Annotated in this window: 11 protein-coding genes; 7 read left to right on the forward strand and 4 right to left on the reverse strand. The window is 71.0% G+C overall.

Annotated features, from left to right (window positions below):
- Positions 1 to 79: 79 nt before the first annotated feature.
- Positions 80 to 1,414, reverse strand: coding sequence for an ADP-ribosylglycohydrolase family protein (locus ACFXIV_RS29800; RefSeq protein ID WP_379402898.1), 1,335 nt, complete (start codon positions 1,412 to 1,414; stop codon positions 80 to 82).
- The gene (locus ACFXIV_RS29805) at positions 1,411 to 1,851 is read right to left on the reverse strand and encodes a hypothetical protein (RefSeq protein WP_379402899.1); all 441 of its coding nucleotides are present in this window, start codon (positions 1,849 to 1,851) and stop codon (positions 1,411 to 1,413) included. Before ACFXIV_RS29805 ends, ACFXIV_RS29800 begins: the two co-directional genes overlap by 4 nt.
- A 233-nt stretch (positions 1,852 to 2,084) precedes the next feature.
- Between ACFXIV_RS29805 and ACFXIV_RS29810 the strand changes: the two genes are divergently transcribed.
- From ACFXIV_RS29810 to ACFXIV_RS29825, 4 genes are all read left to right on the forward strand, one after another.
- A complete protein-coding gene (locus tag ACFXIV_RS29810; RefSeq protein ID WP_379402900.1) occupies positions 2,085 to 2,573 on the forward strand; it encodes a universal stress protein in 489 nt (162 codons plus the stop codon).
- Between the two features lie 169 nt (positions 2,574 to 2,742).
- Positions 2,743 to 3,834: an isochorismate synthase MenF gene (locus tag ACFXIV_RS29815; protein ID WP_379402901.1), complete on the forward strand. Its 1,092-nt coding sequence runs from the start codon at positions 2,743 to 2,745 to the stop codon at positions 3,832 to 3,834.
- 234 nt (positions 3,835 to 4,068) lie between these two features.
- Positions 4,069 to 4,239 carry a DUF2613 domain-containing protein gene (locus tag ACFXIV_RS29820; protein ID WP_354841234.1) on the forward strand — a complete coding sequence of 57 codons (171 nt, stop codon included), beginning with the start codon at positions 4,069 to 4,071 and terminating at the stop codon, positions 4,237 to 4,239.
- A gap of 46 nt (positions 4,240 to 4,285) precedes the next feature.
- Complete coding sequence (locus tag ACFXIV_RS29825) at positions 4,286 to 8,515, forward strand: alpha-(1->3)-arabinofuranosyltransferase (RefSeq protein ID WP_379402902.1); 4,230 nt, start codon at positions 4,286 to 4,288, stop codon at positions 8,513 to 8,515.
- Positions 8,516 to 8,552: 37 nt separating this feature from the next.
- On the opposite strand, the gene ACFXIV_RS29830 is transcribed toward ACFXIV_RS29825, so the two are convergent.
- Positions 8,553 to 9,704: an acyltransferase family protein gene (locus ACFXIV_RS29830; RefSeq protein ID WP_379402903.1), complete on the reverse strand. Its 1,152-nt coding sequence runs from the start codon at positions 9,702 to 9,704 to the stop codon at positions 8,553 to 8,555.
- A gap of 201 nt (positions 9,705 to 9,905) precedes the next feature.
- Here ACFXIV_RS29830 and ACFXIV_RS29835 point away from each other — a divergent pair, with 201 nt between their 5' ends.
- The 3 genes from ACFXIV_RS29835 (at position 9,906) to ACFXIV_RS29845 (ending at position 14,642) form a co-directional block, all read left to right on the forward strand.
- A complete protein-coding gene (locus ACFXIV_RS29835) occupies positions 9,906 to 11,045 on the forward strand; it encodes a DUF3068 domain-containing protein (protein ID WP_379402904.1) in 1,140 nt (379 codons plus the stop codon).
- 171 nt (positions 11,046 to 11,216) lie between these two features.
- The gene (locus ACFXIV_RS29840; RefSeq protein ID WP_379402905.1) at positions 11,217 to 12,593 is read left to right on the forward strand and encodes a polysaccharide biosynthesis protein; all 1,377 of its coding nucleotides are present in this window, start codon (positions 11,217 to 11,219) and stop codon (positions 12,591 to 12,593) included.
- A 9-nt stretch (positions 12,594 to 12,602) separates the two neighbouring features.
- On the forward strand, positions 12,603 to 14,642 hold the full coding sequence (locus ACFXIV_RS29845) for a hypothetical protein (protein WP_379402906.1): 2,040 nt from the start codon (positions 12,603 to 12,605) through the stop codon (positions 14,640 to 14,642).
- Positions 14,643 to 14,730: 88 nt separating this feature from the next.
- Here the strand turns inward: ACFXIV_RS29845 and ACFXIV_RS29850 are convergent, their stop codons facing one another.
- Positions 14,731 to 15,900, reverse strand: coding sequence for a glycosyltransferase family 4 protein (locus ACFXIV_RS29850; protein WP_379402907.1), 1,170 nt, complete (start codon positions 15,898 to 15,900; stop codon positions 14,731 to 14,733).
- Positions 15,901 to 15,946: the final 46 nt, after the last annotated feature.

Consider the following 15,946-nt stretch of genomic DNA (forward strand, 5'->3'; position numbering starts at 1 on the left):
GGGGGGGCCCCGGCGGGCGCCGCGCGCGGCCCACCGCCCTCGCCGCCTTCGGGAACCACCGCCACGACCCGATTCGGTGTCAGCGCACCAGATTCAGCGTGCGGCGGGCCAGGTCGGAGATGCGGGTTCTGCCGTAGCCGGTGACCGAGCTGTGGACGGTGTCGTGGAACGGCGCGGTCCAGTGGGCGGGGATGGCGGCGGCTCCGGTGAGGATGCCCGCCACCGAGCCGGCGGTCGCGCCGTTGGAGTCGGTATCCCAGCCGGCCTGGACGGTGAGGGCGACGGTGCGGGTGAAATCGCCTTCGCCCCAGAGCAATCCGGCGGCGATGAGACAGGCGTTGCCGATGGCGTGGACCCAGTTGTAGTGGGCGTGGCGGGTGTGGATGGCGGTCACGGCCCGGTCCCAGGACATGCCGCCGCGGTGGTCGTCGGTGACCTCGGCCAGGGCCAGTGCGAGGCGGGAGCGGGCGGGAATGACCGAGTGCGCGACGGCCAGCGCTGCGGCAGGGTCGGGGGCGGTGAAGGCGGCGGCAATCAGCGCACCCGACCACATGGCGGCCCATAAACCATTGCCCACGTGGGAGATCGAGGCGTCGCGAGCCGCCGCGGCGGCCGCGCGGCGGGGTTGTCCGGGGTGGGTGAAGCCGTGGATGTCGGCGCGGATGAGCGCGCCGATCCACTCGCGGTAGGGGTTGCGGTAGGTGGCGGTGTCGGGCGGGGCGAAACCGTCGATGAGGTTGCGGTAGGCGACGCGTTCGGCGGTGTAGGTCTGCAGGAACGGCAGGCGCTCGAGCCAGAGGGCCGCGACGTCATCGGGGGTGAACGACCTCCCGTGCTGCTCCAGCAGATGCAGACCGAGAATCGGGTAGTCGACGTCGTCGTCGCGGGGACAGCCGTCGATACGGCCGAGAGTGGCTGTGTACCAGGATCTTCGGCCATCGGCCTCGGGCGGCAGCGGGTCGGCGACGGGGACGTAGTCGCGCAGCGGATAGGCCCCGCTCGCCTCCAGATACCCGCGGATACGTGCGGGTGTCCAGACGAAGCCGTTCTCCAGGGGTTTGCCCAGCGTGCAGCCGATACAGCGGCCGAGCCAGCCGCCGTGGATGCGGTCCAGCAGCTCCGGCTCGCCCAACGCTGGAATCGAATCCCCTTCGATGTCAGCCTCATTCGCGTGCCACGGCGCGTCCACCCATTCGGTGTAGGGCCAGTCCGGCAGTCGCGGCGCCCGCTCGACCCGATCCAGCAGCCGCCAGCAGGCCCCGGGAATCGCCCGTTCGGTGTGCGTGAGATCGCGTACTTCCTCCGCGAAATCGTCTACCGCGTAACCGGATTCGGCGCGCTGACACCACTCGTAGTACAGCAGGGCGCGCGGATCGGCCTCATGGTGGCCGAAGAAGGCCGACTCTATGGTCACAACACCGCCTGGGTGGCCGCGACCACCTCGGAGAGCAGGGGCAGGGATTCCTCGCGCTGTGGCACGCGCGCCCACCAGCGGCCCTCATGGGTGTGACGGCCGAATCCGGTGGGCAGGATGACATTACTGCGATGCGGGCCGATGTCGACGCTGTTGCGCTCGAGCAGCTCGAGGCATTCGTCGGACGGGTAGCCGTCGAAGACCGCCAGGAAGGTGCGGCGCGGCGGCTTGTCGCGCACCAGCACCGGGCCGGCCAGACCGCGACAGACCAGTTCGTCAAGGATCAAGGCCCCCAACGGTTCCGGGGTGTTCAGCGCAGCGATGGTGTCGACCAGCGGTAGGACCACGAAGCCCGGTGTGGTCACATGCACGTGGGGGAGACCGAACAGCGAGCGGTACACACGCGCCCACTCCTGCGGGGTCGTCAGCTCGTCCAACCGCACAATCCACCCCTCGTTCGGGCCCTGCTCCAACGACGGCGATGTCGATCGTCGGCGAAAGCCGACGTTTTCAGTGAAAACCCGTCCCCCGCATCGCACCACCGGTTTGGGTGAATCGTGAGCGAACTGTGGAGAACTTGCGACGCGACGAAGATTGCCAAGTCCACTGAACGGTCTGTTTCCGGGGTAGCCTCGGGGTACAGCCAGGCGTTCCTACCAGGAGGTTCGTCATGCCCTGCGATTTGATGCTGATTGCCTACGACGGCTCCGAGAATGCCCGGCGGGCCGTCGAATACGCGGGACGGTTCCTGGCCGCCGACAGAGCCGTGGTGCTGACGGCGTGGGAGCCGATGGTGCGCCAGGCCGCGCGGTTGTCGGGACTGTCCGGGGTGATGCAGCCGGAGTGGGTGACCGACGACGAAATAGAGGACATCGCGCTGGTGGACGCCCGGAATATCAATGCCGAAGGCGTGCGGCTGGCCAAGCTGGCGGGCCTGAACGCCGAGGCGCGCACCGCCGAGTGCACCACCACCATCTGGAATGCCATCGTCGAGACCGCCGACGAGCTGAACGTGGACATCATCGTGGCGGGCACCCGCGGAGCCACCGGCATCCGGGCCCTCATGCATTCGAGCGTCGCCGACGCCGTGCTCAAGCACTGCCATCGCCCGGTGCTCATGGTGCCGCCGGGCCGCGAACCCGCCGAAAAACAGGCCTGACGCCGGGAAACCCCGGACGGCCGGGGTCCACGCGCCTCCGGCCGGAGCGGGGCATTGCGGGAAAGATGCTGGGCCGCACCGGAATACCCGTACCTGCCCGGCGGCCCGGTGAGAGATGCGTCGCTCCCCGGTCCGGGCCGTCCGGCCCCGGGGCTATGGTCGAACCATCATGGACGGATTTCTGCTCGCGACGCCGGACGGTGTCGTACGCACCTCTGGCACCCGCGCCGCCTTCGATTCGGCGGCCGCCGCGAGCGCGGCGCTGCGGTCCGGGACAGCCGAGCTGATCGTGGGCGCGCTGCCGTTCGATCCACGCCGTCCCGCCGCCCTGGTGACGCCCGAGCAGGCCGCGCACACCGCCGGACCGTGGCGCCCGGCCGCCCTGCCGGACCTGCCCGAGGTCCGGATCGTCTCCGAAATACCCAGTGCCGCAGAGCATGTCGCGCGTGTCACGAGACTCGTGGAGCAGCTGGGCGATCCGGAGCAGCCGCTGCGCAAGGTGGTGGCGGCCCGGTCGCTGCTGGCCGAGGCACAGACCCCGCTGGAGCCCGAGGTGATCGCCGCGCACCTGGTGACCCGGCATCCGCGGGCCGCCGTCTACGCCGTCGATCTGTCGGCGGCGGGACGCCCCGGCGACACGCTGCTGGGCGCGACGCCCGAGGTGCTGATCTCCCGGCACGGCCGCGCGGTCACCCTGCACCCGCTGGCCGGCACCCTGCCCCGGCTCGCCGATCCGGAGGCGGACGCGGCCCAAGCCCGGGATTTGCTGGCCAGCACCAAGAATCGCGACGAGCACGCCTTCGTCATCGACTGGATCCGCGAACTGCTGACCCCCGTGTGCGCCGAGCTGACCATCCCCGACGGGCCCGAACTGCTGTCCACGCCCGAGGTCTGGCACCTGGCCACCCCCATTCGCGGCGTGCTGCGCGATCCGGCCACCACCGCCCTGGACCTCGCGATCCTGCTGCACCCCACCCCCGCGGTCTGCGGCACCCCGACCGCCCTGGCCCTGGACGCCATCGCCGACCTCGAGGGCGACCGCGGCTTCTACGGCGGCGCGGTCGGCTGGTGCGACGCGGCCGGCGACGGCGACTGGTTCGTCGCCATCCGCTGTGCGGAACTCGCCGCCGACGCGCTCTCCCTGCGCGCCTTCGGCGGCGGCGGCATCGTGGCCGCCTCCGACCCGCACACCGAACTCCATGAGACCACCGCCAAACTCCGTACCTTCCTCGGCGGCCTGCACTGCACCATCCCCGAATAGCGCTGCGCACCGAGCAACGCGACGTATCCGTATGCCAGGTCGACAACTGATTTCGCGACGGTCGGGGCAACTCCCCGGGGACGTCCAAAATCGGTTCGGCTCCCAACCGGCGGCACGCGTGCCCAACGCCAACGGCTCTCAGCCGCGCGCCAAAGTCTCGGGGTGGCGGGGGAGCGGGCCCGAAACCTGCTAGGTTGGCTCCCGTTACGTGCGTCCGATGTTGGGAGTACCGCGATGAAGTTTGCCGTTCCTGGTGCAGCGAGTGCTGTCGGCGGAGCCCTGGTCGGGCTGGCGGCGGTCCTGGTCATCACAATGGCGGCTTCGCAGGACAAGCGGCCCGAGATCGACCGCAGCGGCGAGGCGGGCTCGTCGCTATTGAACAACGTTGAGTACGGCTCACGCTGACCGGACGACCTCCGAACCAGGCCAACCCGAAGACTCACAGTCCGATGTGACCGGTCCGGGCGAGGACCGGTCTCCGACGACACTTCAGGACTCTGGCGGCACGGCCCCGCTGGGCCGCCGCTGGCTGCTCGGCAGTGTCATCGCCGCCTTCCTGCTGACCTTCCTGCAGGTGCCCGGGCAGACCGTCGCCGATACGAAATACGATCTGGCGCAGAATCCGCTGGGCTTTCTCGCCCGCGCCTCCCATCTGTGGAGCAGCCAGGCCCCGATGGGGCAGGTGCAGAACCAGGCCTACGGCTACTTCTTCCCGCACGGCGCGTTCTTCTCGCTCGGGCATCTGCTCGGCCTGCCCGGCTGGGTGACCCAGCGCATCTGGTGGGCGCTGCTGCTGCTCGCTGGATTCTGGGGCATCATCCGGCTCTGCGAGACCCTCGGCATCGGCAGCCGGGGCTCGCGGTTGATCGCGGCGGTCGCGTTCGCGTTCTCGCCGCGCGTGCTCACGACACTCGGCTCGATCTCCTCGGAGACGCTGCCGATGATGCTCGCGCCCTGGGTGCTGCTGGCTCCCGCCGCCCTGGGCGTGGCGATGCAGCGCCCCGCGCGGCGTGGCATGGCGACTCCCGCGGGCAGCGCCCTCGCGCTCGCGCTGATGGGTTCGGTGAACGCGGTGGCCACGGCCGCGGCGTTCCTGCCCGCGGCGCTGTGGTGGTTGTCCTACCGGCCGAATCGAGTGTGGTGGCGCTTCACCCGCGCCTGGATTCCGCTGCTGGTGCTGGGCACCTTCTGGTGGGTGGTGCCACTGCTGTTGCTGGGCAAGGTGAGTCCGCCGTTCCTGGACTACATCGAATCCTCCGGCGTGACGACGCAGTGGGCCTCACTGGGCGAGGTGCTGCGCGGCACCGACAGCTGGACCCCGTTCGTCTCCCCGGAGCGCATCGCGGGCGCAGTGCTGGTGACCCAGCCCGCGGCGGTGCTGGCCACCGGCCTGCTGGCCGCGGCGGGCATGGCCGGTCTGGCCATGCGGTCCATGCCGAATCGCGGTCGGCTCGCCCTGATCCTGATCGTCGGACTGGTCGGCATCTGCGCGGGTTACGCGGGTGAGCTGGGCGGGCCGTTCGCGGAACAGGTCCGGGTCTTCCTGGACTCCGGCGGCGCGCCGCTGCGCAATGTGCACAAGCTGGAACCGCTCATCCGGCTGCCGCTGGTGCTGGGACTCGCGCATCTGCTGAGCCGGGTGCCGCTGCCCGCATCGGTGCCGATGCCGGTGTGGCGCAGGGCCTTCGCGCATCCCGAGCGCGATCGCATGGTGGCGGTCGCCGCGCTCATCCTGACGGCGCTGACGCTGTCGACCTCGCTGGCCTGGACCGGCAAGCTCGCCCCGCGTGGCAGCTACGACCGGGTCCCGGCGTACTGGCAGCAGACTGCGGATTGGCTGGCGCACAACGCCTCCGACACCCGGGCGCTGGTGGTGCCGGGCGCGCCGTTCGGCAGCCAGGTGTGGGGTCTGACCCGCGACGAGCCCCTGCAGGCGCTGGCGAGCAGCCCGTGGGCGGTGCGGGATTCGGTGCCGCTCAACCCGCCCGGCGCGATCCGCGCCATGGATTCGGTGCAGCGGCTCATTGCCGACGGACGGCCGTCGGCGGGGCTGGCGGCGACGCTGGCCGGGCAGGGCATCGGAATCCTGGTGCTGCGCAACGACCTCGACCCGGAGACCTCGCGCTCCACCCGGCCGATGCTGGCCCACCGCGCGCTCGACGGCTCGCCCGGATTGACGAAGGTCGCCCAGTTCGGGAATCCGATCGGGACCGCCAGGGTGGAGGGCCTGGTCGCGGACGGCGATCTGCGCCCGGAATACCCGGCGATCGAGATCTATCGCGTCGGGTCGACCGTGCCCGGCACCCCCGCCCAGGTGCGCAGCGGCGTCGGCGCGCCGACGTCGTTCCCGGGGGCGTTCACCGTCCCGCTGGACAGCGTCCCGGTGATCCAGGGCGGTCCCGAGGTGGTGGAACGGCTGCGCCGCAATCCCGCGGCGCCCGCCGGGCCGGCCGTGCTGGCCGCCGACGCCGCCACCGCCGGACTGCCGGTGGACGGGGTCACCATCACCGACACACCGATGGACCGGGAGACCGACTTCGGGCGCGTCGACAACCACAACTCGGCGCTGCGGGCCCCGGGCGACGCCCGCCGCACCCACAATCTGGTGCCGGACTATCCGGTGCCCGGCGCCCAGCTGGTGGCGGGCGAATGGTCCGGCGCGACCATCACCGCCTCCAGTTCCGCCGGTGACGCCACCCAGCTGGGCGGTGCCGCGCCCGGCAGCTCGACCGCGGCCGTGGTGGACGGCGATCCGGCCACCGCGTGGATCAGCAATGGCGCCGAACACGCTGTCGGGCAATGGCTCCGGCTGGATCTGGACAAGCCGATCAGTTCCGCGGTGCTGCGGCTGACCACCAGCGCGGCCGCCATCGGCAGCCCGGTGAAGTGGGTGGAGGCGGAGACCGCCAAGGGCACGGTGGCGGCCCGCATCACCGAACCCGGTACGCCGGTGGCGATCTCGCTGCCGCCGGGCCGCACCGACTGGATCAAGATCACCGCCGTGCACACCGAGGACGGCAGCGCCGGCGGCCAATTCGGGATCAGCGAACTGAGCCTGGACGACTACGCCGACCGCGAGAACCCGGTGACCGTGGACATACGGCACCGCACGGTACTGCCGCCCGCCCCCGCCGGCGCGCAGGTGCGCGGCTGGGACCTGGGACAGGAATTCCCCGGCCGCAGCGCCTGTTTCGACTCCCCCGACCGCGTCCGGTGCAGCAAGGGCCTGGCTCTGGCCGCCGAGGAGCCGAGCCTGTTCGAACGCACCCTGCAGGTGCCGCAGCCGGTCACCGTGTCCCCGGACCTGATCGTGCACACCCGGCCCGGTCCGGCGCTGGAAGCGCTGCTCACCGATCAGGACCGGCCCATCGCCCGCGGCCGCGCCGATGTCGGCGACCCGCGCGGCTCCGCCCTCGCGGCCACCGACGGGGACCCGCGCACCAGCTGGACCGCGCCCGAGACCACCGTCCGCAATCCGGCAGGGCCCAAACCCACACTCACCATCGAACTTCCGGCCCCGACCCTGGTGACCGGCCTGGAGGTGACGCCGTCGCGCGGCGATCTGCCCGCGCACCCCACCTCCGTCTCGGTGAATCTCGGCGACGGCCCGCAGGTGCGCACCGTGAATCCCGACTCCGGCGCGATCAGCCGGGTGGACCTGCACCCCTACGTCACCGATCGCATCGAGGTCAGCATCCAGACCTGGGACGGCGTACTCGACCGCACCGCACTGGGTTTCGCGCAGGAGCAGCCGCCCGGCCTGGCCGAGGTGAACGTGCTGGGCCCCGACTACCCCGCCCCCGCCGATCCCGACCGGCTCCTCACCATCGACTGCGCGCACGGGCCCACCATCGCCGCCGCAGGCCACACCCTGCACACCACGGTGACCGGCACCGCCGCCGAATTGCGTTCCGGCGCACCGCTGCCCGCCACCGTGTGCACGGCCGATGCGAACAACGCGAACGATGCGACGAGCGACAGCGGATTCGACTTCCCGTCCGGCCGTGTGGATGTCGCGGTCGCGCCGACCGAACTGTTCACCGTCGACGAACTGCGCCTGGACCGCACCCCGCCGCTCGCCCCGGTGGCCGATCCGAACGGCAGTGCCGGCACGCAGGTGCTGGTGCTGCCGCTGAGCACGAATGTCGGATGGCAGGCCAAGTCCGCGGACGGCGCGACGCTGCACCCCGTGGTGATTAACGGCTGGCAGCAGGCGTGGCTGGTGCCAGCCGGAACCAAGGGCCCGATCACCGTCGCCTTCCCCACCGATCGCTGGTACCGCCTGGCCATCTTCGGCGGCCTGCTGTTGCTGATTCCGCTGATCGTGCTGGCATTCCGGGGTGCGCGCTCACCCGTCCGCGACGATGGGACCCCGCCGCGCACCTGGCACAGTCGCACCGTCGCCGGGCTGGGACTGGCCGCGGGAGCCGGTCTCATCGCCGGACCCGTCGCCCTCGTGCTCACCCTGTTCGGCCTGATGGCCGACCGGCTCCGGCCGCACGTGCTGCCGCGGGCGCTGGTGGCGATCGCGGCCGGCGGTACCGCCATCTCCGCGGCCGCGCTCTCGACCGGGCCCTGGCGTTCGATGGAGGGCTATGCCGGCGGTTCGCTGTGGGTGCAGTTCCCGGCGCTGGTCGCGGTGATCGCGGTGGGGATCGCGGCGCTGCCGCCACGCGGCTGAATCAGAGTGCCGCCCCGCGGCTGAATCGTGCTGCCGCTCAACCGAAGCGGCGACGCGTCCACTGCCGGACGGGTTCCTCGACGAGGGCGTAGCTGGCGGCCGCCAGCGGCAGCGTGAAGGCCACGGTCAGCAGGTAGACCACCACGAAATGCCCGTGGAACGGCACGATGCCGAACACCGGGAAGATGATCGACAGCACGGCCAGATGCCAGATGAAGATGCCGTACGACCAGCGTCCGAGCGTCGCGGCGACCCGGCCCTCCAGCACCCGGTGCCGCCGATCGGGCCGCAGCACCAGCGGGGCCAGCAGGCCGAACCCGATGACCGCGCCGAGCGCCATCTTCATGACGTACTGCCACGGCCGCCCGTGCACGAGACCCGCCGGACCCGCCAGATCGGTGGCCGCCAGCAGCATGGCCACGAACGCGAGCGGCCACATCAGCCACTGGTTCCCGGCCACCCGCCGCCAGCGCGGGGCGGGCAGGTCGGCGAGTTCGGCCAGCAGCATGCCCGCCGCGAACCACGGCAGATAGCCCGGCAGCCAGTTGTCGGCGTGAATGCCCTCGGGTGTGGGCACCGGCAGGAAGTTCCAGCCCAGGCACAGCAATCCCAGACCCAGCACCATCGGCACCCGTAGCCGCGCCCGTTGCCCGCGCAACCAGACCAGGGCGAACGCCAGCAGCGGAAGCACAAGGTAGAAGGCGACTTCCACCGAGAGGCTCCACATCTGGGTGAGACCGTCGGTCAGGGTGAAGGGCACGAACACCTGCAGCAGACCGAGATTCGACAGCCATACCCGCAACCCCGCGGTGTGCGCCGCGCTGGGCAGCAGGATCAGCACCACGCCCACGACCACCCAGTAGGCGGGCAGGATGCGGGCCGCGCGATGCAGTAGATACCGTCCGGCGCTCGGCGCTCGGCCCTGTCCCCGGGCCGCGGCGGCGTGCGGGCGCCACAGCAGGAATCCCGACAGCGCGAAGAACACCGCGACCGCCATGTCGAATCGCTCCCACACCCGGCCCAGCACCGGCTGCCCGGTGGCGCCGGTCTGGAAGGCCACGTGGGTGAGCACGACACCCAGCGCCGCCAGCGCGCGCATGCCCTCGAGTGCCGGAACGAAGCGACCCAGACGGGCCGCGGGCGGCTCGGCCGGGATCGGGTTCGTCTCGGGATTCAGGGTGGTCGTCATCGCGGCCCAGTCTGCCCTGTCGCCGTTCGCCCGAGCGCCCGGCCGCCTCCGCACGACTGCACCGGGCGGCTATTTTCGGGGAGTTTTCCTGCCTCGGCCGCACTCTGGGACCGCTCGGACTGTTAGTGTCTGGGCTCACGAGTGCTGCGCGGCGACCGCAGTACTGGAGGAAACACGTGTTCGACGACGAGGAGAACCTGCATGGCACTCAGTGCCGGTACCAGAAGGACGGTGGCCTGCGTACTCGTGGGGCTCGGTGCGATGCTGCTCGTCGCCGCGATCATGGTCCCCACCTATACGGTCAGTCGGCTGGCGAAGACCCCGCTGGACCTGGAGATCACGACCGTCGCGACCAATCCGCAGAACGGCGCCCCCAGTGAGGTGCTGGACTCCAAGTCGCTGACCTCGGGAACAGGCTCGGCGAAGGTGGACCAGAACGTCCCGCTCGTCTCGCAGCGCTTCCTCACCGTCGAAGACCCGTCGGACGCTTCGGAAATGACCATCCAGGCCGGTCAGACCCTGCGCCGCACCGACAAGCAGGGCGACACCGGCCTGCTGACCGCGTCCATCGACCGCGTCACCGTGGACCGCAAGACCGGTCAGCCGGTGGAGTCGGTGGACGGCGGCCCCAACGGTGCGATCGGCGTGACGGTCGACAAGAAGGGCGAGAGCGTGATGGACCCGGTGCAGCACACCGGCCTCCAGTACCGCTTCCCGATCGGCACGGACAAGAAGACCTACCCGTACTTCGATCTGAACGTGCGTAAGACCTACGACATCAACTACGTCGAAGAGACCGAGATCAACAATCTGAAGGTCTACCACTTCCAGATGGCCGTGCCGGTCACCGATCTCTCCACCGTCGCCAACTCGCCGACCAACAAGCTGACCCTGCCCGCCGAGAAGTGGGGCGTGGAGGGCGACGGCGACGTCACCATGGCGCGCTTCTACACCAACACCCGCGACCTGTGGGTCGAGCCGCGGACCGGCACCGTCATCAAGGGCCAGGAGCAGATCCACCTGTTCTACGCCCGCAGCGGTGACAAGCCCGAGGTGACCGCCCTGAAGTCGACCCTGGTGTTCGACGAGAACACCATCGAGTCGCAGATCTCGGTGGCCAAGGACAATATCGACAAGCTGTCGCTGTACGGCCGCGTCCTGCCGATCATCCTCGGCGTCCTCGCCCTGGTGTTCCTGATCGTCGGCCTGCTGCTCGGCTTCCTCGGCAAGAACGGCGGCAACGGGCGCACCCCGGTCCGCCGCGTCGCCCCGGCCCCGTCCGGCGGTCCCGGCAACTTCGATGCCCCGACCCAGCAGATCGATATGAACAAGAAGCCCTAGCGGCTCCCGGTTCACCGCGGCCCAGCACCTGTGCAGGTGCTGGGCCGCTTCCATTTCCGCCCGAGGCGCTGCTGACAGTCCCGCGCTGGTCGGTGCCGACGGCACAGGGGCGGGAGCGAGGCGCAGGGGTGCGCGGCCGGGGTGGTCGAGACGGATGGGAGCATTGCGGACGTGCCCGTCGTACGCCGTCTGCCCGTGGTCAAGGACCTGACCTTGGTGACGGCGGGGGCGATGACCGCGAATGTGGCGGGATACCTGCTGCAGCTGCTCGCCAGCCGATGGCTGGGGGTGTCGGGATACAGCTCGTTCGCGAGCCTGCTGGCGGTGCAGATGCTGTGCGCGGTGCCCGCGCTCGCGTTGCAGAACGTGGTCGCGCGGGAGGTGGTGCGGGGTGCACCGGTGAGCGCCGCGCGAGAATTGACCGCGCGCTGCGCCGGCCTGGTCGCGGTGGTGGCGCTGGTGCTGGTTCCGGTGGTCGGCGCGGTGCTGAAGGTCGGCGTGGCGGCGTCGGCGGGTGCGCTGTGTTCCGCGCCGGCCTTGGTGCTGCTCGCGGGCGAGCAGGGAATCCTGCAGGGGCGCAGCCGGTTCCGGGAGCTGGCCACCGTCCTGGGCGGAGCGGCGATCGTCCGGGTGACGCCCGCCCTGATCGTGCTGGCCTGCGGTTTCGGTTCGGCGCCCGCGCTGTGGGCCGGCGCGGGTGGTGCCACCCTGGCGGCGATCGTGGCCCGCCGGATCGCGGATCGGGCGCTGACCGACCACGGCCACGAGGCCGACGCGATGCTGCCGAACAACAGCGACGGCAACACCTCCGGCTCGCCGGCTTGGCCGAGTCCCGCTGTCACCGAGGAAGTTCCGGCCGTAGCCCCGTTCCCGGGAGCAGATTCCGGATCCACCGCACCGCGCCGGACGGCGGCCCTGGGGCTCGGCGTGGCGGCGGTGTTCCGGGCCGTGCAGGTGCAAGCGGCCTTGACCGCTTTGTCGGCGGCGGATCTGCTGGTGTCGCGAATCATCCTGGACGAGAACGACGCCGGGCGCTACGCCCTGGGGGCCATTGCCGCGAAGATCGCGTTCTGGCTGCCGCAGGCGGTCGGCGTGGTGCTGTATCCGAAGATGGCGCAGCCGCAGCACTCCGTGCGCGCCGTGCGGTCGGCGCTGGCGGTGCTGGTGGCGATCGGGGCCGTCACGGTCCTCGGGGCGGCGGTGGCCGCACCACTGGCGCCGCTGTTCGCGGGGCGCGATTACGCACCGATCGAGGGACTGCTGTGGCTGTTCGCGCTCGAGGGCGCGCTGCTGGCGGTCCTGCAGGCCGCTCTGCTGTCGGCGATCGCCGCCGACCGGACGGCACCGGCCGCTATCACCTGGGTCGGGCTCGGCGTGGGGATCGCGGTCATGCTGACCTGCGCGCACTCGGTGCTGTCGCTGATCGTCATCGCCACGGCGACGGCCGCCCTCACGACGCTGGTGATCACCGGGCTGGCCCTGCGGGGCGCGCGCGACCAGACCGAGAACCCAACGCGGGTCCCCGAACTCGGGCCGAACGGAACGTAGGGTGCCGGTGTGAGTTCGCAGGGTCGGAAGCGGGGTTGGGTCAGGTTGGTACCCGCTGGGTACAGCCTGGCGCTCGCGCTGATCGTGCTGGGGCCACTGCTCGGGTCCGGATACCTGCTGCTGCGGGACGCGGTCAGTACACCGCGGTCGTTTCTCACCGATTCCGCACTGGGGCTCGGCGATGCCGCTCCGCGCGCCGTGCCACAGGACGCGCTGATCGCCGTCGGATCGACGGTGGTGGACGGCGGCCTCCTCGTCAAAGCGATACTGCTGACCGCGCTGTGGCTGGCCGGCTGGGGTGCGGCCTGCCTGGCCCGCGACCTGCTCCGCGTATCGCTGGGCCCGCAGCTGGTGGCGGCAACCGTCGCCATCTGGAATCCCTATGTGGCCGAGCGCCTTTTACAGGGCCATTGGAGCCTCCTCACCGGCTATGCGGCGCTGCCCTGGATCGCCCTGCTCGCCACTCGCTTACGGGCGCGCTCCGCAACCGCCGGCCGTTCGGGCGCGCTCGGTATGTGGGCCGCGCTGGCGGGGTGTCTCGCCGCGGCGGGGCTCACGCCGACCGGATCGCTGCTCGCGGGGCTGGTGGCACTACTGCTGGTCGGCAAGCAGAATCTGCCTGTCACGGCGGCACTGTGGATCCTGTCGGCGGCCCCGTGGCTGACAGCGACGGCGCTGTCGGGTGCGGGCGCGGAACCCTCGGATCCCGCGGGCATCGCCGCCTTCGCCGCCCGCGCGGAACCGTGGCTCGGCACCCTCGGCAGCCTCGCAGGTCTGGGCGGCATCTGGAACAGCACCGCCGTACCCGGGTCGCGCACAACCTTCTTCGCCCTGGCCGCAACTGTGCTCCTGCTCGCTCTCGTGGCAACCGGCGTACGTGCGGTCCTCGGCGCCGGCACGAACTCCGAATCTCGTTCAGGCGCAGCGGCCCACAACCTGGATCGGACCGACGTGCGGGCGGACGACACGGCCGAACCGGGTGCCGTGCCCGATTCGGATGTCGAATCTCGTCCGGGCGCAGCGGCTCACGACCCGGATCACACCGGTGTCCGTCCGAACGACACGGCCGAACCGAGCAGCGTGCCGGATGGTGAAACTCCCCGGGATCCGATGCACGACGAGGCGCGGGTTGCGCGGCGGCGGCTGGCCTGGCTGGCGGTGGCGGCGATCGTGCTGCCCGCGCTGGGGGCGACCGGGTGGGGATTGTCGGCAGGTGAGTTTCTGGTGACCAAGGTGCCGGGGGCCGGGCTGCTGCGGGATACCCAGAAGTTCGTGGCGCTGGCCGTTCCTGCGTATGCCCTGTGCGCAGCCGCCGGATGCCGGGTGGTGGGGCGCTGGATTTCCACCATGGTCGTGGATGGTGTGAGCGCCGCGTCGCCGCGGGCGCGAACCGGCGGGGCCGCAGTGCTTTTCCTCGCGATCCTGTTCCTCACGTTGCCGGATCTGGCGTGGGGAGTCGGGGGCGCGCTGCGCCCGGTGCATTATCCGGCCGGATGGCAGCGGGTGGCCGACGTGGTCGACGCGCCGGGTGATGTCGCGGTGCTGCCGGGCGGGATGTTCCGGAAGTACCGGTATTCGGGGAGTGCGCCGGTCCTGGATCCGGCTCCGCGCATGCTGAAGCGAGATGTGCTGCAAACCGGTGAACTTCCTGTGCGCGGCGGCGTGGTGTCCGGCGAGGGCGAGCGGGCCCGGAAGGTGGAGGACCTGTTGTTGCAGGGCGGATCCGCGAACCGGCTGGCCGAGCTGGGAGTCGGCTGGGTGCTGGTCGAGGGCGGTACGCCCGGACCGATGGGTGAATCGAAAACCACTCTGGCGCAGTTGAATCCGGTCTACACCGACCGGGATGTGCAGCTGTACCGGGTACCCGGCGATATCGCCGCCCACGACGCCTCGGCCGCGAACCGCCGCCTCTCGGGCGCCGCGCATCTGCTGTGGGCTGCGCTGCTGGCCGGCGGATTCCTCACCGCCGCAATCGATTCCGCTACGCGCCGGTCAGTCCCACGGGAAGCCGAGCGCGAATCCCACCCCGATCACGACAATGCTGACTAACGCAATGACGAGAATGATCCACATGCCTCGATGCTATGAACCGTAGGACAAACGCGTCGCGGCTTTGCCGAATTGCGATGCCCGCGAATCACACTCGCGCGGGCGCGATCAGACCGCTCACCCGCTCGCCGCGCGTGACCGCGGACAGCACCTCGTAGACGCCGTTCCCGGTCTGCTCCCAGGAGAATTCCCGCGCCCGCGCCCGCGCCTTCTCCCCCAGCACCATCCGGGACTCCGGATCGCCGAGCAGTTCGCCCACGGCCTCGACGAGCTGGGCCGGATCGTCGACCAGCAGCCCGGTCACGCCGTCCACGATGGAGTCGGTGAGCCCGCGCGAACTGCGGTACCCCACCGTGGGCACCCCGTGCTGGGCTGCCTCGATGACCGCCAGCCCCCAGCCCTCTTTGCGCGAGGGCAGCACATGCACCCAGGCGCGGCCCAGCAGCCGGTGCTTCTCGTCCTCGTCGACGTGGCCGTGGAAGGTGACCGCGTCGGCGATCCCGAGCTCGTGCGCGTGGGCGCGCAGATTGGGGGCCCACCAGCCGTCGCCGACCACGTCGAGGTGCAGGCCCGGGATCCGCCCGCGCAGCCCGGCCACCACGGCCATGGCGTCCTCGATCTGCTTGTGCGGCACCAGCCGCGAGAGCACCACGATGCTGGGGTGCGCGGTGCGGGTGGCGTCGTCGCCGGCCGGCACCTGCGCGGGGATCGGTTCGGCGCCATTGCGCACCACCGCGATCCGCGTCCCGGCCACCCCGAGCGCGGCCAGCTCCTCGGCCGACGGCAGCGAAACCGTCAGGTACTGATTGCCGCGGTGCACACGCGGCGACAGCCGCGATTCGATCCACCAGCCGATCCGCCCGACCAGCCGCCCCGCCACCGGCCACTGCTCGCGGTGCCCGTGATGCACGAGCACCACGGTCGGCGCGGCCGTCGCGGCCCGGGCGAAGAAGGGGATGCCGTTCTGGGTGTCGATGACCGCGTCGGGCCGCAACCCCTTGAGCGGGCCGATCCCGAACCGGCCCAGCGCGATGGCCGCCAGCGCCCGCGGATACACCGTGAACCGCCCACCGCCCCGGCTGATCTCGATGCCGTCGATCGACTCCCGCCTTGCCGCACCCGGATAGCCCGCGGTCCGCAGCGTGACCTTGACACCGCGCGCGGCCAGCTGTGCCCCTACCTGCTCCAGATACCGCTCACTCCCGCCACCTTGTGGATGCCCGGTGTCGCGCCAGCACAGCAGCAGCACTTCACGCACGGGCGAATCTCCAGGGGGTCAGGGTGGGTCGGGGACAGGCAGACAA

Origin of the sequence: Nocardia sp. NPDC059236 (genome assembly GCF_042754085.1) — a bacterium.
Lineage (GTDB): Bacteria > Actinomycetota > Actinomycetes > Mycobacteriales > Mycobacteriaceae > Nocardia.

Coding starts and splice junctions, on each gene's coding strand:
- ACFXIV_RS29810 (WP_379402900.1), top strand. CDS start 2,085: ATGCCCTGCGATTTGATGCTGATTGCCTACGACGGCTCCGAGAATGCC.
- ACFXIV_RS29815 (WP_379402901.1), top strand. CDS start 2,743: ATGGACGGATTTCTGCTCGCGACGCCGGACGGTGTCGTACGCACCTCT.
- ACFXIV_RS29820 (WP_354841234.1), top strand. CDS start 4,069: ATGAAGTTTGCCGTTCCTGGTGCAGCGAGTGCTGTCGGCGGAGCCCTG.
- ACFXIV_RS29830 (WP_379402903.1), bottom strand. CDS start 9,704: ATGACGACCACCCTGAATCCCGAGACGAACCCGATCCCGGCCGAGCCG.
- ACFXIV_RS29835 (WP_379402904.1), top strand. CDS start 9,906: ATGGCACTCAGTGCCGGTACCAGAAGGACGGTGGCCTGCGTACTCGTG.